Annotated in this window: 14 protein-coding genes; 10 read left to right on the top strand and 4 right to left on the bottom strand. The window is 65.8% G+C overall.

What is annotated here, in order from left to right:
• The first annotated feature begins 9 nt into the window (after positions 1–9).
• Both ACKY0X_RS00740 and ACKY0X_RS00735 read left to right on the top strand, forming a co-directional pair.
• Positions 10–753 (top strand): glucose 1-dehydrogenase, encoded by a 744-nt coding sequence (locus ACKY0X_RS00740; protein ID WP_409427907.1) that lies wholly within the window; start codon positions 10–12, stop codon positions 751–753.
• 68 nt (positions 754–821) lie between these two features.
• Complete coding sequence (locus ACKY0X_RS00735) at positions 822–1946, top strand: NDMA-dependent alcohol dehydrogenase (RefSeq protein ID WP_067968924.1); 1125 nt, start codon at positions 822–824, stop codon at positions 1944–1946.
• 4 nt (positions 1947–1950) lie between these two features.
• On the opposite strand, the gene ACKY0X_RS00730 is transcribed toward ACKY0X_RS00735, so the two are convergent.
• Entirely contained in the window at positions 1951–2424 is a 474-nt protein-coding gene (locus ACKY0X_RS00730) for an LppA family lipoprotein (RefSeq protein WP_409427906.1), read from the bottom strand.
• Between the two features lie 83 nt (positions 2425–2507).
• Positions 2508–4421: an alpha/beta hydrolase gene (locus ACKY0X_RS00725; protein ID WP_409427905.1), complete on the bottom strand. Its 1914-nt coding sequence runs from the start codon at positions 4419–4421 to the stop codon at positions 2508–2510.
• Positions 4422–4494: 73 nt separating this feature from the next.
• Between ACKY0X_RS00725 and ACKY0X_RS00720 the strand changes: the two genes are divergently transcribed.
• Complete coding sequence (locus tag ACKY0X_RS00720; protein WP_409427904.1) at positions 4495–5214, top strand: pirin family protein; 720 nt, start codon at positions 4495–4497, stop codon at positions 5212–5214.
• A 175-nt stretch (positions 5215–5389) separates the two neighbouring features.
• Positions 5390–6427 (top strand): phosphodiester glycosidase family protein, encoded by a 1038-nt coding sequence (locus ACKY0X_RS00715; protein WP_409429759.1) that lies wholly within the window; start codon positions 5390–5392, stop codon positions 6425–6427.
• 25 nt (positions 6428–6452) lie between these two features.
• On the opposite strand, the gene ACKY0X_RS00710 is transcribed toward ACKY0X_RS00715, so the two are convergent.
• Both ACKY0X_RS00710 and ACKY0X_RS00705 read right to left on the bottom strand, forming a co-directional pair.
• The gene (locus ACKY0X_RS00710) at positions 6453–7112 is read right to left on the bottom strand and encodes an Mce protein (RefSeq protein ID WP_409427903.1); all 660 of its coding nucleotides are present in this window, start codon (positions 7110–7112) and stop codon (positions 6453–6455) included.
• 97 nt (positions 7113–7209) lie between these two features.
• Positions 7210–7800, bottom strand: a complete 591-nt coding sequence (locus ACKY0X_RS00705) for a hypothetical protein (protein ID WP_409427902.1) — start codon at positions 7798–7800, stop codon at positions 7210–7212.
• Between the two features lie 380 nt (positions 7801–8180).
• Here ACKY0X_RS00705 and ACKY0X_RS00700 point away from each other — a divergent pair, with 380 nt between their 5' ends.
• The 6 genes from ACKY0X_RS00700 (at position 8181) to ACKY0X_RS00675 (ending at position 14838) form a co-directional block, all read left to right on the top strand.
• Positions 8181–9050: an MlaE family ABC transporter permease gene (locus ACKY0X_RS00700; protein ID WP_409427901.1), complete on the top strand. Its 870-nt coding sequence runs from the start codon at positions 8181–8183 to the stop codon at positions 9048–9050.
• A gap of 1 nt (position 9051) precedes the next feature.
• Complete coding sequence (locus ACKY0X_RS00695) at positions 9052–9909, top strand: ABC transporter permease (protein WP_409427900.1); 858 nt, start codon at positions 9052–9054, stop codon at positions 9907–9909.
• A 1-nt stretch (position 9910) separates the two neighbouring features.
• Positions 9911–11491 carry an MlaD family protein gene (locus ACKY0X_RS00690; RefSeq protein ID WP_409427899.1) on the top strand — a complete coding sequence of 527 codons (1581 nt, stop codon included), beginning with the start codon at positions 9911–9913 and terminating at the stop codon, positions 11489–11491.
• Positions 11488–12579, top strand: a complete 1092-nt coding sequence (locus ACKY0X_RS00685; RefSeq protein WP_409427898.1) for an MCE family protein — start codon at positions 11488–11490, stop codon at positions 12577–12579. The genes ACKY0X_RS00690 and ACKY0X_RS00685 overlap by 4 nt, the downstream gene beginning before the upstream one ends.
• Positions 12572–13636 carry an MCE family protein gene (locus ACKY0X_RS00680; protein ID WP_409427897.1) on the top strand — a complete coding sequence of 355 codons (1065 nt, stop codon included), beginning with the start codon at positions 12572–12574 and terminating at the stop codon, positions 13634–13636. Before ACKY0X_RS00685 ends, ACKY0X_RS00680 begins: the two co-directional genes overlap by 8 nt.
• Before the next feature lie 62 nt (positions 13637–13698).
• Entirely contained in the window at positions 13699–14838 is a 1140-nt protein-coding gene (locus ACKY0X_RS00675) for an MCE family protein (protein ID WP_409429758.1), read from the top strand.
• The last annotated feature ends 8 nt before the right edge of the window (positions 14839–14846 follow it).

Here is a 14846-nt window from a genome sequence, read left to right as displayed (position 1 = left end):
TCGCCAGCCATGGGACGAGTCGAAGGCAAAGTTGCGCTGATCAGCGGCGGCGCGCGGGGCATGGGCGCGGCACACACCCGGGCGCTGGCCGCCGAGGGCGCCAAGATCGTGATCGCCGACGTCCTGGAAGACGAGGGCAGCAAACTCGCCGACGAGCTGGGGCCCGACACCGCCCGGTTCGTCCGACTCGACGTCACCCAGGCCGACCAATGGCAAGCGGCCGTGGCGACCGCGGTCGATGCTTTCGGCAGCCTCAACGTGCTGGTGAACAACGCCGGGATCGCCAAGTACAACACCCTGGAGAACTTCGACGTGGCCGCCTGGCAGCAGGTTCTCGATGTCAACCTGACCGGAACCATGCTGGGCATGCACGCCGCCGTTGCCCCGATGAAGGCCGCCGGCGGCGGCTCCATCATCAACATCTCCTCCGTCGAAGGGATGCGTGGCACCGCCGGCCTATACGGCTACGTCGCCTCCAAGTGGGGCGTGCGCGGGCTGGCCAAGGCCGCCGCCGTGGAATTGGCACCGCACAACATCCGGATCAACAGTGTGTTGCCCGGACTGATCCGCACCCGGATGACCATCGCGATCCCCGACGATTCCCTGCAGATTCCGCTGGGCCGGGGCGCCAAATCGGCGGAGGTGTCCACCGCGGTGGTTTTCCTGGCCTCCGACGAGTCCTCGTATATGACCGGCGCCGACCTGGTCATCGACGGTGGCCTGTCCGTTGGCATCCCCCACAAGACGGGATAGGACAGCATTTTCCCAGCTAAGAGCACCCGTCGGAGCAACTTCTGAAACGTGTTCTATGATGGCCGGTCATGAAGACCAAGGGCGCATTGTTGTGGGAGCTGAACTCGCCGTGGCGGGTCGACGAGATCGAACTGGGCGACCCGGTTGAAGGCGAAGTCCAGGTCCGGATGCACGCCGCGGGGATGTGCCACTCCGACTACCACCTGACCACCGGAGCCACCCCGATGGCCCTGCCGGCGCTGGGCGGCCACGAGGGCGCCGGCGTCATCACCAAGGTCGGCAAGGGCGTCACCGGCCTGGAAGAGGGCGACCACGTGGTCATGGCCTTCATCCCGGCCTGCGGCAACTGTCCGCCGTGTATGAAGGGCTTCCGTTCGCTGTGTGACCGCGGCGCGGTCCTGCTGGGCGGCAAGGCCATCGCCGACGGCACCAACCGGATCCATGCCGGTTCGCACGAGGTCTCCGCGATGAACCTGCTCGGCACGTTCTCGCCCTACATGACCGTGCACCAGGACTCCGTGGTCAAGATCGACAAGGACGTGCCGTTCGAGACCGCGGCCATCATGGGCTGCGCGGTGCCCACCGGGTTCGGTTCGGCCACCAACGTCGCCGAGGTCAAGCCCGGCGAGACCGTGATCATCATCGGTGTCGGCGGTATCGGCATGAGCGCCCTCCAGGGCGCGGTGCTCTCTGGCGCACGCCGCGTCATTGCGATCGACCCGGTGCCCTTCAAGCGCGACCAGGCCGTCAAGTTCGGCGCCACCCACGTCTACCCGTCGATGGCCGAGGCGATCATGCCGGTCATGGAGGAGACCTGGGGCCTGATGGCCGACAAGGTGATCATCGCCGTCGGCGACATGAAGGGCGAGTACATCGAAGAGGCGCTGATCCTGACCGCCAAGACCGGCACCTGCGTGGTCACCGGCATGGGCTCGATGGTCGACGCGGACGTCAAGCTGAACCTGTTCTTGTTCACCATGTTGCAGAAGACGTTGAAGGGCAACATTTTCGGCGGTGGCAGCTCGCACATCGAGACGCCAAAGCTGGTGGGCCTGTACAAGTCCGGGCTGCTCAAGATCGACGAGATGATCACCACGACTTACAAGCTCGAGGACATCAACACCGGCTACCAGGACATGGTCGACGGCAAGAACATCCGCGGGGTCATCACCTACGACGAGTCCGACTGGTAGGCGGTTACTTCTTGTCCTGCGGCAGCCGGCAGCCGGTATAGCCGGAGACCACGAGGTTGCCGCGGTAGCCGACCTTGATAAAAAGGCCGGTGGGTCCGTAGAACCCGACGTCGTGATTGCCCGGCTGGTTCTGCATCACCTGCACCTCGGTGGCATCCAGCTTCGCGGCCGCCTCCTTGGCGGTCTGTTCGAGCTTGGCCCAGGCCTGCTCTGACACCGCAACATCCCGGGCAACCGCGTCCGGCAGGAAGTAACGCTTACCGTCGGTTTGCTCGTATGGCCGCTCGCAATTTCCGCCCTCACCCTCGTCCAGGGTCTCCCAGACGATGGATGGGATGAGTTGTTTTGCAGCGGAGGTTATTTCATTCATCGTGGCGGCTACCTGAGTTTGCGTGTCTTCTAACGACGGCAACGACTTGAGCACGTCCAAGGCCTCGGCGGCGACGCTGGGCGGAGTGGGTTCATACGGTTGGGACACGTGACATCCTGCGGTTAGTGCGACGGTGGTCAAGACAGCGAACAGGCATCGTCGCGGCTGGGGTGGGGACACTTGGTGAAACATCAATTTCCTTGAACCGCCTTGTTGTCCAGGCCGGCGAGGACCGCGGCGATGTTGTAGTTCGTAGTCCGCAGGCCTCCGCCGTCGGGGAAGCGGGGGTAGTCACTGTGCCCGTGGGCCTCTTGCAGGGTGATGGTGCCACCGTGGCCGTCGGGCACGGTCGCGGCGCCGGTAGCCAAGCGGGTGAATTCGGAGTTGGTAGCCGGGTTGGGGCCGAAGTCGCCGAGCTCGTTGTTGAGGTAGGTGCCGATGATCGGAATGCCCTGGCCGACGGCTCTGGCGTCGTAGACCCATTGGATCTTGTCGTCGGGCGCTTCCATCGCGAACACCTGCCCGGGCTGTAGGTGCAGGTCCCCCGGCGTGGATGCCTCGATGCCGGGCGACCCGTAGAACAGCGCCCGCGACACCCCGTGATCGCCGGGCTCCTGCAACGCCAACCCGGTGGTCAAGGACCCGTAGGAGTGCCCGATCGCGGTGAGATCGGCGGGACCGCCCAGATGCGAAGCTTGGATCCCGTCGTAGAAACGAGCCAGGTCGTGCGCGCCGGCGCGGGCCAGATCATCGTGGGTGACGCCCCAGATTCCGGCCAGCGATGCGGTCTTGTCGTCGAAGCCGGGAACCTGCGGGGGGTCGTACCCGATCCAGGCGATCGTCGAGACGGTATCGCTCTCGTGTCCCGGCTCGAACCGCAATTGCCGCAGTGCTTCCCGTCTGACGTTGGTTGCTTCTTCGGTCATATTCCCGATGCCGCCGTGCACCGTGGTGTTCAGCCCGGGCGTGGTGACCGACACGTGGGTGGCCTTGTCCGGATCACCGACCGCAATGGCCGCGCGGGCCTGGGTGCCGCTTTGGGTGTCCAGCAGCATCAGCTTGCGGTTCGGACTGGCACCGACCGCGGCATCGACGGCCTTGAGGTCGTCCAGGTACTTCGAACCGTCCCGGGCTGCGTCGTATTGCCGTTGCCAGTTCTCGTAGGCGACGCGGTCATCGAAAATCGCCCCGGGCTCGTTGGGGTGCGGAATGTTCTCGCCGGCAGCCCAGTCCGGGTGCTGGCTGCGCAGCGCATCGGCCTGCGCGGCGGCGCCCTGTGCCCGCGCGAGTTCGTCGGCCAGGTGCAGCTTGTTGTAGTGGTCGTAGCCCAGGTGATCAGGCGGATCACAGGGCATGCCCGGATGATTACCGATGTTGTGGTCGGCGTTGTAGAGCCAGTCCTTCTGTCCGGGCGTCAGGCTGTTCCAGTAGTCGTTGAACTGCTTGGGGTCATCGGGCACGGGTCCCGGCGGCGGTGCCGGCGCGTCCGCGTCGAATTTGCGCAGCTGTGCGTCGGGGTCGTAGCCGTCTCGCACCCGCAGATTCGTCAAGGCCTGTTGCAAGGTTTTGGAGTAGCCGTTGCGGATGACCGTCGCATTGTGCAGGGCGGTCGCGGTGTCGTCCTCGGCCAGCTGGCAGCACGCGGCGATATCCGCGTCGTGGTCGTAGCCTTGATTCTCCTGCTCCAGGTACACGCCGATACGGGCGTCGAGGACGATCAGATTCGCGTTGAGCGCGGTGATGTTGGCCAGCGAGGCGGCGCGGGCCTGCGCTAAGGCCGCGGCGATGGTCTCCAGGTCGGCCGCGATCTGGCCGAGCTGTTGATTGGTGGCATGCAGGCCGTCCTTGACTCGCTGCACCTCGGCGCCGTTGTTGATCGGCTGCTCGCCGTTCTCCCTGTTGTACTGCTCGAAGTGCTGCTGGGCAGTGACAAAAGTTTCCTCGGCCGAGGTGGCCGAGCCGGCGGCGGAGTGGAACGCCTGGGCCAGGAAGTTGATCTGGGTGGGGCTGCCGGCCTGCAGACTGTCGTCGACCGCCCACGGATCACCGCCAGCCCGGGAAATGAGCTCGGCGATCTGCAGATGCTGCAGCGTCGGACGGCTCACGCGACCTCCGTATCCCCTCGGCGGTTGCAAGGAGACTACCGGCAACGACCAGGTTGCGCGTTAGCCTTGGAGCATGGGTTTGCTCGATGTGCGACGAGCGGACGACCGCGCGGCCACCCGTGCCCCGTGGCTCACCTCGCGGCATTCGTTCTCGTTCAACGATTACTACGACCCGGACAACACCCATCACGGACTGCTGCTGGTCAACAACGATGACGTCGTCGCGCCCGGCTCCGGCTTTGATACCCACCCCCACCGCGACGCCGAGATCGTCACCTGGGTGCTGTCCGGTGCGCTGAGCCATCGCGATTCGATCGGCAACGCGGGCGTCATCCATCCCGGCCTGGCACAACGAATGTCGGCGGGCACCGGCATTCTGCATTCGGAGAAGAACGACTCTGCGAGCGAGCCAGTGCATTTCATCCAGATGTGGATCATGCCGGACACCCCGGGGCGCACTCCCGGCTACCAGCAGCACGACATCGGCGACGACCTGGCGGGCGGCGGACTCATCACAGTCGCCTCCGGCCGTGACCCTGACGCCGCGATCAGCATCGGCAATGCGGGTGCCACGCTGTACGTCGCGCGGCTGCAGCCCGGAGACCATGTCGCACTTCCTGACTCGCCGTATGCCCATCTGTTTGTCACGGCCGGCGATGTCGACTTGGAGGGCGCCGGTGTGCTGCACACCGGGGACGCGGTCCGCTGCACCGGCGTCGGCGGTCAACGAATTGCCGCGTCCGCCCCGTCGGAGATCCTGATCTGGGAGATGCACAGCCGACTCGGCGAATGATCGCTGGCCATAACCGATCCGCCACCGACGCAGCACAATCCGGTCACGCAGGTTGTCCCGGCGGTTTCGGTGGCTACCGTAGGAATCTGGTGTCTCCCCCAGTCCGGAGCCGAAGGGACAAACAGTGTCGACTCCAGTGGCTTTCGCGCGCCGGCTGGCGGCTGGCTGCGCCGCGATGCTGCTCTGTGCAGTTCTGGCGATCGGCCCGGGCCAGCCGACCGCGTATGCCGCCGCACAAGACCAGCTGGCCGCCGCGATCGCGCGGACCCCGGGCTCCTACCTGGTGTACAACTTCGGGAGCGGGCATCCCACACCGATGCTCAATGCCGCCGGCGACTGGTACGAGATGTCCGGCGGTGGGCACCTGGTGGTCCTCAAGTCGGCTTCGCAGCGCATCGAACCGCACCTGCTGGTCGACAGCCATAGCGGAGCGCAGAGCCGCTGCGAACGCGATCCGCGGGCTCGCACCAGCGAGGGCCTGATGCAGGCATCCGAGCTCTACACGCCGCTGCAGGCCTGGCAGATGCTGGGCCGGCCGACGGTGGCGATCAACGCCAACTTCTTCGACATCCGCGGCCAGCGGGGTGGATCCTGGCGGACCACCAAATGCAGTTCCCCGCTGGGCGCCTACGTCGACAACACCCGCGGCAAGGGCCGAGCCAACGTCGCGGTCACCGGCACCATCCCCTACGCCGGCAAGCAAGGCCTGTCCGGTGGCAACGAGCATTGGTCGACGCTGACCACGATGATCCTGCCGACTCGTGGCGCGCCATATGTGTTGTGGCCGCGCGGCGGCCGCGACGGTGGGGACTACGACTCGGCCGGGCCGACGATCACCGGCCTGGTGGAACGCGGGGACCGGTTCGTCGCGGTCAGCGGACTGGGATTGCTGGCCCCGGGCGTCACCGGGCAACTCAACGACGGCGGGCCGAGTGCGGCACGCACCGCCGTGGGCTATTCGCGAGCCAAGGACGAGCTCTACATCTTCCAGGGCGGCCACTACACACCCGACAACATGCAGGATCTCTTCCGCGGCCTGGCCAGCGACCACGCCATCCTGCTCGATGGCGGTTCGTCGTCGGCGGTCGTGCTGCGCCGCGACGCCGGCGGCATGTGGACCGGCGCCGGAGTGCCACGCGGATCCTGCGACACCGCACAGGTACTGTGCGACGCGCACGAACGCGGGCTGCCCAGCTGGCTCGGATTCAACTAAAGCGGCGAAGCCGGGTCGCCATCGCTTAGGGCATCTCAACGTTGGCGGCCAGCCAACGGCCCTTCACCTTCTCCATGGTGATCACGATGCGGCTGCGGTCGATCTGCGCCTGGGGGGCGGTCTTGTTGCTCACCGACTGATCGACGAACAGCAGCACCTCAACCTTGTTCTTGGTGGCGGACTTGACCGCCGAGTCGATGACGGTGCCGTGCGCGGACGCCTTGTTGTCGATCAGCAGTTGGCGCAGTTGTTCACTGGACGCGCGGTAGACGTCCTTGAACTCGCCGGTGGCTCCGTCGAGGATTTCGGCGAAGTTCTTGTCGATCGCGGTGGGGTCCACACTGGTGAGCGTCAGGGTGTACTTCTCGGCAGCCTCCAGTGCCTGCGCGGCGGCCACCGTGCGCTGGTGGTGAGCGAACAGCAGCCAGCCCTCGTAGGTCGCTCCGATCAGGCCCAGCGCCAGGACCGCTGCGGCGACCCAGCGCCGATTCGGTTTCAGGCTGCCGATGCGTTCCTTGAACCCCGCAGCTTCGCCAGCGGTCTCGTCAGCAGCTACAGACTCGGCGGATTCGGTTTCGGCAGAATCGGTTTCAACGTTTTCTACGGCTTCGGCGTCGACGGTTTCTACCGCCTCGGCCGGCGGTTCGACGTGGTCGGCCGCTTGCTCGTCCTCACGGTCCGACACTGAACTACCTCTCGTGGTCCGCTACTGGTGGCCGGTCGGCCGCAGCGCCCCCGAACCTACCCCACCCCGCGCCTGCGGGTTTTTACTTGATCGCCGCTTAGGTGCAGGCCCTGGAGTTCCGCAGGGCGTTGGCCCATCCGATCGCGGAGTCGATGTGGGGACGGGCGAAACCGGCCGGCTGCTTCTTGCGCATGCTGTCGGCGATGCGAGACAGCTGGAACAGAACTCCGGTCAGCTGTTCCCCGCCGTAGATCGGCGAGTAGGGGCCGAAGTTGTCCGGGGTGTTGCGGATGGTCAGTGGCTGCAGTCGTGGCCCCAAGAAGCCCGTCGATCGGTCGATGTTGGCCACCACCGCATCCGCCTGCGACTGCACACTCGCGTAGACGTCGCGGTGGTCGGCAAGGTTGCGGTTGAATTCGTCGATCTGTCCCATCAGCGGGTCGAACTGCGCGTTGAACCATTGGCACGAATCCGACATGCCGCCGATCATCTCGGGGGTGACCTGATAGGTGAAAGTGCTGTACGGCCAAATGTCCATGCGCGGAGACCAGTCGCTGGGCGCGGGCGTGAAGCCGGGAAGCGCCGGCGGCTGAGCCGGATCGGCGACCGCGGAGCCTGGTGCCACCGCTGCGGCGACTGCCATCGCACACGCGACGGCGGCCGCGATCTGGGTCCACCCTGCCCGCATCGGCACGTTCCTGATTTCCTTCCCTGCGTCGTGCTTGTCCCGATCGAGTATCGCCATCAACGCCCGCGCGAGGGCGTCAAAACCATGAAAACGCGTGCTACTGACCGGTAACCCATCCATAACCCGAGTCATGTTGCCTGAAGCACCCTTGCCGGGGCATTGTGTCCGACATCATGTCCGGATGAAAGGTCGCGGCGAGACCCCATGAGCTCCTCCCCTTTGGTAGCCATGCGTATCCTTTCTATCTACCCACCAGTTGGTCCGAGAAGTTCCGAACCCTACCGCGGAGTAAGAACGCTGACTAAGGTGGCCGCCATGGATCATCGGCCGCACGCGCAATCGGCAATCTCCGGTGATCTCACGACCATGATCGGCGACAAATGACCACCCAGGACGACCGCGACCTCGCCGCCGAGCCTCAGCTCGACGGCGTGGCAGCCATCCAGGACTGGACCACCGGTTATGTCAACCGCCACCCGTTGGCCTCGCTGACCACCGTCGGCGAGCAGTGCGTTCTGGCGGTGCGTACCGTGCAGTACTTCTTCTCCGACTTGTTCGGCGGCCGATTCCAATGGGGTGAGTTCGTCCGGCAGAGCGCCTTCATGGCCAACACCGCGGTGCTGCCGACGGTTTTGGTCGCATTGCCGATCGGGGTCACGCTCTCCATTCAGTTCGCGCTGTTGGCCAACCAGGTCGGCGCCACCTCACTGGCCGGCGCGGCTGCCGGGCTGGCTGTCATCCGACAGGCCGCCTCACTGGTGGCGGCCATGCTGATGGCCGCCGCGGTCGGGTCGGCCATCACCGCCGACCTGGGCTCGCGCACCATGCGCGAGGAGACCGACGCCATGGAGGTGATGGGCGTCTCGGTGATCCGCCGGCTGGTGGTCCCCCGCTTCGCCGCGGCCATCATGATCGGCGTAGCGCTGACCGGAATCACCTGCTTTGTAGGCTTTTTGGCCAGCTATCTGTTCAACGTGTATTTCCAGAAGGGCGCGCCAGGCAGCTTCGTGGCCACCTTCTCCTCGTTCGCCACCACCGGCGACATGATCGTCGCGCTGATCAAGGCCGTGGTCTACGGCGCCATCGTCGCGGTGGTGTCCTGCCAGAAAGGCCTGTCCACTCGCGGTGGTCCGGCCGGCGTGGCGAACTCGGTCAACGCTTCGGTAGTCGAGTCGATCCTGGTGCTGATGATCGTCAACGTCGGCATCAGCGAGCTCTACAACGTGCTCTACCCGCGGACGGGACTGTGAGATGACCGCCTCTTCCTATGTCCCGGCCTTCGCGCGCCCGCTGCTGCGCGCCTACCGAATGGCGTCGGTGCCGACCATCCGCCTGGGACACATGCTGGTGTTCTTCGGCCGCGCCGCGGCCGGTGTCCCCACCGTGTTCCGGCACTACCGCAAGGAATTTCTGCGGCTGCTCTCCGACATCGCCTGGGGCAACGGCTCCATCGTGGTGGGTGGCGGTACGGCCGGGGTGGCGGTCGTCCTGGGCTTCACCGCCGGCGCACTGGTGGCGATCGAGGGCTACAACTTTCTGAATCTGCTGGGGCTCGGCCCGGCCACCGGCATCATCTCCTCACTGGTCAACACCCGCGAGCTGGCGCCGATCATGGCCTCGATGGCGTTTGCGATGCAGGCAGGTTGCCGCTTCACCGCGCAGCTCGGCGCCATGCGGATCGCCGAGGAGATCGACGCCCTCGACTCGATCGCGATCCGGCCCATCCCTTTCCTGGTGACCACGCGACTGCTGGCCGCGACCATCGCGGTGATCCCGCTGTACGTGGCCTGCCTGGCTATCACCTACCTGACCTGCCAACTGGTCACCGGCATCATCGGCGGCGGATCGATCGGCCCGTACATGCACTACTTCACAATGATGTTGAGCGGCAAGGACATCGTCTACTCCGTGCTCAAGTGCGTGGTGTTCGTCTGGTTGGCCTCGACTGTGCAGTGCTACTACGGCTTCTACGCCTCCGGCGGTCCCGAAGGGGTCGGGGTGGCCGCGGGCCGGGCCATGCGCGCCAGCATCACGATCGTGATCATGGTCAACATGCTGCTGACCATGGCGCTGTGGAGCATCGACGCCGGCGCAAGGTTCGGTGGCTGACATGAGCAATTCGCTGGACACCGACGGCCGCGGCCCCTCCGAAAGTCAGCTGCTGGGGGCGGGAATCGCGGTCTTGCTGGTGATCGCGCTGGCCACCGGGGGCCTGCTGGCTAAATCCACCGGGATGCTCAACTCCTACGTGCGGGTGGTCGCCGACCTGATCAACGTCGGCGATGGACTGCCCGCCCAGTCCGACGTCAAATACCACGGGCTGCTGGTCGGCAGCGTCACCGACGTGATCCCGGCCGCCTACGGCAAGCCCAATTACGTCCACATCAACCTCAAACCCGGTTACGCCAAGGACATTCCGAGCTCGGTGACGGCCCGCGTGGTGCCGTCCAACGTCTTCGCGGTCTCGTCGATTCAATTGGTCGACTCCGGCACCGGCGGACCTACCATCCGCGACGGCAGCCACATCGCCGAGAACGGCGAACTGTCAACGGTGATCTTCCAGACCACCGTGTCCAAGCTGCGCGACATCCTGGCCGCCACCGGCCGCGGCCGTGAAGACCACAGCCTGGGCATCCTGGCGGCGGTGGGGGCGGCCACCGACAATCGGCGCGTCAAGCTGCTCAACACGGGTGCGCAGATGTCGCGCCTGCTCGATCAGCTCAACAGCATCGTCGCCACCGAGCCCGGTCCGTCGACGGTCTCGGCACTACTCGACGCCACCCACGGGCTGCAGTCCACGGCCCCCGACCTCGTCGACGCACTGCACCAGGCCGTCGAACCGATGCGCGCGTTCGCCCAGAAGCGTGCCGAGCTGGCCTCGCTGGTCTCCGGTGGCCAGCACACCGTCGGTGTGGCCCGAGAAGCCCTCGACAACCACATCGACCAATTGATCCAGATCACCCACGACCTCACGCCCGTCATCGGCGTGCTGGCCAACAACGCCGACAAGTTCGTACCGATCTTCACCCGGGTCAACCGGCTCTCGGACAAGTTCTTCGACCAGCTCTACGATCCCAAGTTGATCACTCGCAACATGCGGGCCAACCTGTCCTTCACCCCGCTGCACACCTACACCCGGGCAGACTGCCCGCAGTACGGCGAAGTGAAGGGACCGAGCTGCTTTACGGCGCCGATGATCTCGGTTCGGCCCGAACTTCCCGCGACGCTGCTGCCACAGAACTATCACTTTCCTGCCGGCCTCGAGCCGCCGCCCGGCACCGAGATCGGCCCCGACGGCAACCTGCACGCCGTCGGGCCGCCCCTGGTCAACCCGAATCGCAGCCTGGAGGACACCAACCCGCCGCTGCCGTGGTGGACCGGGCCCTTCCCGCGCGTTCCCAGCAACGCCGACCCGCTTGACCCGGCTCCCCCGCCCCCGCCGAGCCCGCCGATCCCGGCCCAGCCCCATGCACCGGAGTGGCAGCCGGCGGCGCCGGCATCCTTCGGCGGCAACGTCGGACCGGTCGGCAGCCAAGCCGAGCGCAATCAACTCGGCCTGATCGTCGGGCCCATCACCGGGCGGAGCGAGCCGGCATCGGTGGCGACGCAGTTGCTGCTCGGCCCGGTCGCGCGGGGCAACGCCATCTCTTGGGCCTCGCCCGGCCCCGCCAACACGGGAGGCCACAAGTGACATTCCGCGGACCGCTGGTCGGCCTGTCCCTCTTCATGGTCGTTTCGACGGTGCTGACCTGGCTTGTCTATGCCACCCTGCGCCGCGATGTGGCCGGCTCGACGACGCCGTACGCGGCCGTGTTCACCGACGTCTACGGGTTACGCGAGGGCGACGACGTCCGGATGGCCGGTGTGCGGGTCGGCCGGGTGGAGAAGGTCGCACTGGACGGGAAGCTCGCGAAGGTCTCGTTCATCGTCCAAAGCGATCAGAAGCTCTACGGCAACACCGTCGCCTCGGTGACCTACCAGAACATCATCGGCCAGCGTTATCTCGGACTCTCGCTGGGCACGAGCTCGGGAGATGCCGAGCAAGAACGAGTGTTGCCGCGCGGCAGCGTGATCAGCGTGGAGCACACCGAACCATCCTTCGACGTCGGCGCCCTGCTCAACGGCTTCAAGCCGTTGATGTCGCTGCTGGATCCCAAGCAGGCCGACGATCTGACTCGCGGTGTGCTGGAATCGCTGTCGGGCGACCAGGCGTCGATCACCGCACTGGTGGATCAGTCGTCGACGTTGACCGCGACGCTGGCCGGGCGCGACGAGGTGCTCGGGGACCTCATCACCAGCCTCAACCGGCTTACCGGCACCATTGCCGGGCAGAACGATCAGTTGGACCACGCCCTGACCCAAGCACGGCGAGCGGTCGCCGACCTGGACTCACGTCGCCCGGCCTTGCAGTCCTCGGTCGGTTCCCTGGCCCAGACCACTCGGCAGCTGTCCCGGATCGCCGACGAGGTCTTCCCGTCCTTGGAAGAGATGATCAACCGGGAACCCGGTTTCACCAAGCACATGGCCGGGATCGAACCGCAGCTGGCGTTCACCGGCGCCAATCTGCCGCTGCTGCTCAAGGGTCTGGGCCGGGCATTCGGGGATGGCGCCTACGGCAACGCCTACTTGTGCGACCTGAACGCCACGGGATTCTTCCCCGGCTTCAACGACGTCACGACGATCATCGTCAACGCTGCCACCCCCGGCAACGCACGCCCGATAACCCGGGAGAACCTGGCATGGCACTCTCCCCGATGCAGGAACACCGTCGATGGGTAACGCCTTGACCACACCGACCAAGAAGTTCTTCCGCGAGTGGCGCACGCGTCCTCTGGAGTCCTACAACACCACGTGGCTGGGGTTCGGGGCGCTGGCCGTGGTGGCCGTGGTGGTGGCCGCGGCACTGTTCGTCAAGGTGATCGGTTTCGGCTACACCCGCTACACCGCGGAGTTCGCCCAAGCCGCCGCGCTGGCCCCCGGCAACCCGATCATGGTGGCCGGCATCGAGGTGGGCCGGGTGACGAGCATGCGACTCGCCGGGGATCACGTGGTGGCCGGCCTGAGTGTCCGCAACGACGTCCCGCTGGGTCAGGACACCCGGGCCAGGATCCAGGTGATGACGATCCTCGGGTCGCGCTATCTCAAGCTTGAGCCCGACGGTCCCGGCTCGCTGCCGGGCAAGCGGATCAACCTCGCCCACACCGAGGTGCCCTACTCGCTGGAGTCGCTGCTGGAGGACGCCACCACCACGTTCGACCAGGTTGACTCCGACCAGTTCGGGCAGTCGCTGGCCGTGCTCGGCCAACAACTCCAGGGCCTGCCGCCGGTGGTTCCGCAAGCGATGGCCAACCTGCACGCACTGTCGAAGATCACCGCCGATCGGCGCGATCAGCTGGGCACGCTGCTCGCCAGCACCCAGCGGGTGGCCACCACCCTGCGCAACCAACAGACGAACCTGGGAAATCTGGTCGATCAAGGCCAAGACTTCATCGGGGAACTGGTGGCGCGGCAGAACACCTTCCACGCCATGCTGGCCGCGTTGACCAGTCTGGTGGGCCAACTCAACAACGTCGTGGTCACCGATCGCTCGATGCTCGACGACATGTTGGTCAATCTCCGCGCGCTCTCGGACATGCTCGGCCAGCACGACGACCTGCTGCGCAGCCTGATCCAGTCCGCGCCGCCGCCATTGCGGGGTATCACCAACGCCACCGGCTATGGACCCGGTATCGAGTTCTTCGCCGGCAACGGGATCGCGGTCGACTCGTGGATGTGCGCCATCAGCGGCCGCGCCAAGCAGTTCGGCATGATCGAGTACTTCAAGGACTGCAAATGAGCGCGCCACCGACCACCGCGGCCGACGATCCGATCGAGGAGCCGGCAGACACCGATTCCGCGATGCCCGAGATCCGGCCGACGGCGGCCCGTAAGAGTCGTCGCGGCGTCATGGCGCTGGTGACGACGCTGGTCGCCGGTGCCCTGATCCTCGCCGTCGTGGCCGGCTCACACCTCAATCCTTTCGGCGGCCGCATCACCGTCACCGCCCAATTCGACAGCGCCGCCGGTCTTTACGAAGGCAATGTGGTGGCGGTGCTTGGGATGCCGGTCGGCAAGGTCAAGAAGGTCACCCCGAAGGGTGAGTACGTCGAGGCGGAGTTCACCGTCGACCGCGGCGTGAAGATCCCCGCCGACGTCAACGCCGTTACCATCAACACCTCGATCCTCACCGCGCGGCAGATCGAGCTGACCCCGGCTTATTCGGGCGGCCCGGTGTTGGCCGACCGCACCACTATCGGGCTGAATCGCACCCGTACACCGGTGGCGTTCGATCGCGTGCTGGACATGCTCGACAAGGTCTCCAAGTCACTGGGCGGCGACGGCAAGGGCAATGGTCCGGTGGCCGACGTGATCAACGCGGGCGCGGATATCGCCGACGGCAACGGCGAGAAGATCAAATCGGCACTGAGCGAACTGTCACGGGCTTTGCGCCTCAGCTCCGACCGTGGCGAGGCCACCGGCGATCAGCTGACCACGATCATCACCAATCTCAGCTCGCTGATGGACGCGGCGGCCCGCAACGACGCGAAGCTGCGTCAATTCGGTTCCACCACACGTCAGTTGAGTCAGATGCTGGCCAACGAGGACTTTGGCACCGGCCGCACGGGACGCAAGTTCAACGAGATCGTCACGCAGGCGACGTCGCTGCTGCAGGCCAATCGGGACAACCTCAAGCAAAGCGTCCTCAATGGCGACACCGCCGTGACCACCCTCGTCGATAAGCAGCGCGACCTCGCCGAGCTGATCAACCTGCTGCCGCTGACGATGGAGAATCTCTACAACGCCATCGACACCAACAACGGGGCGGTCCGCTTGCACGCCCTGGTCGACAAGATCCTGGTCGACAGCCAAAGCACCAAGGAACTGTGCAACATGATGCACCTTCGGCAATTGGGATGCGGCACCGGAACTCTGGCGGACTACGGTCCGGACTTCGGCCTCACCTATGTCCTGGACGGCCTTTCGATGATGGGACAGTAGACGTGGCA

The organism is Mycobacterium sp. SMC-11 (assembly GCF_046250095.1).
Lineage (GTDB): Bacteria > Actinomycetota > Actinomycetes > Mycobacteriales > Mycobacteriaceae > Mycobacterium > Mycobacterium heraklionense_A.
Note: the sequence above shows the minus strand (reverse complement) of the source record. Positions and strands in the feature narration are given on the sequence as shown.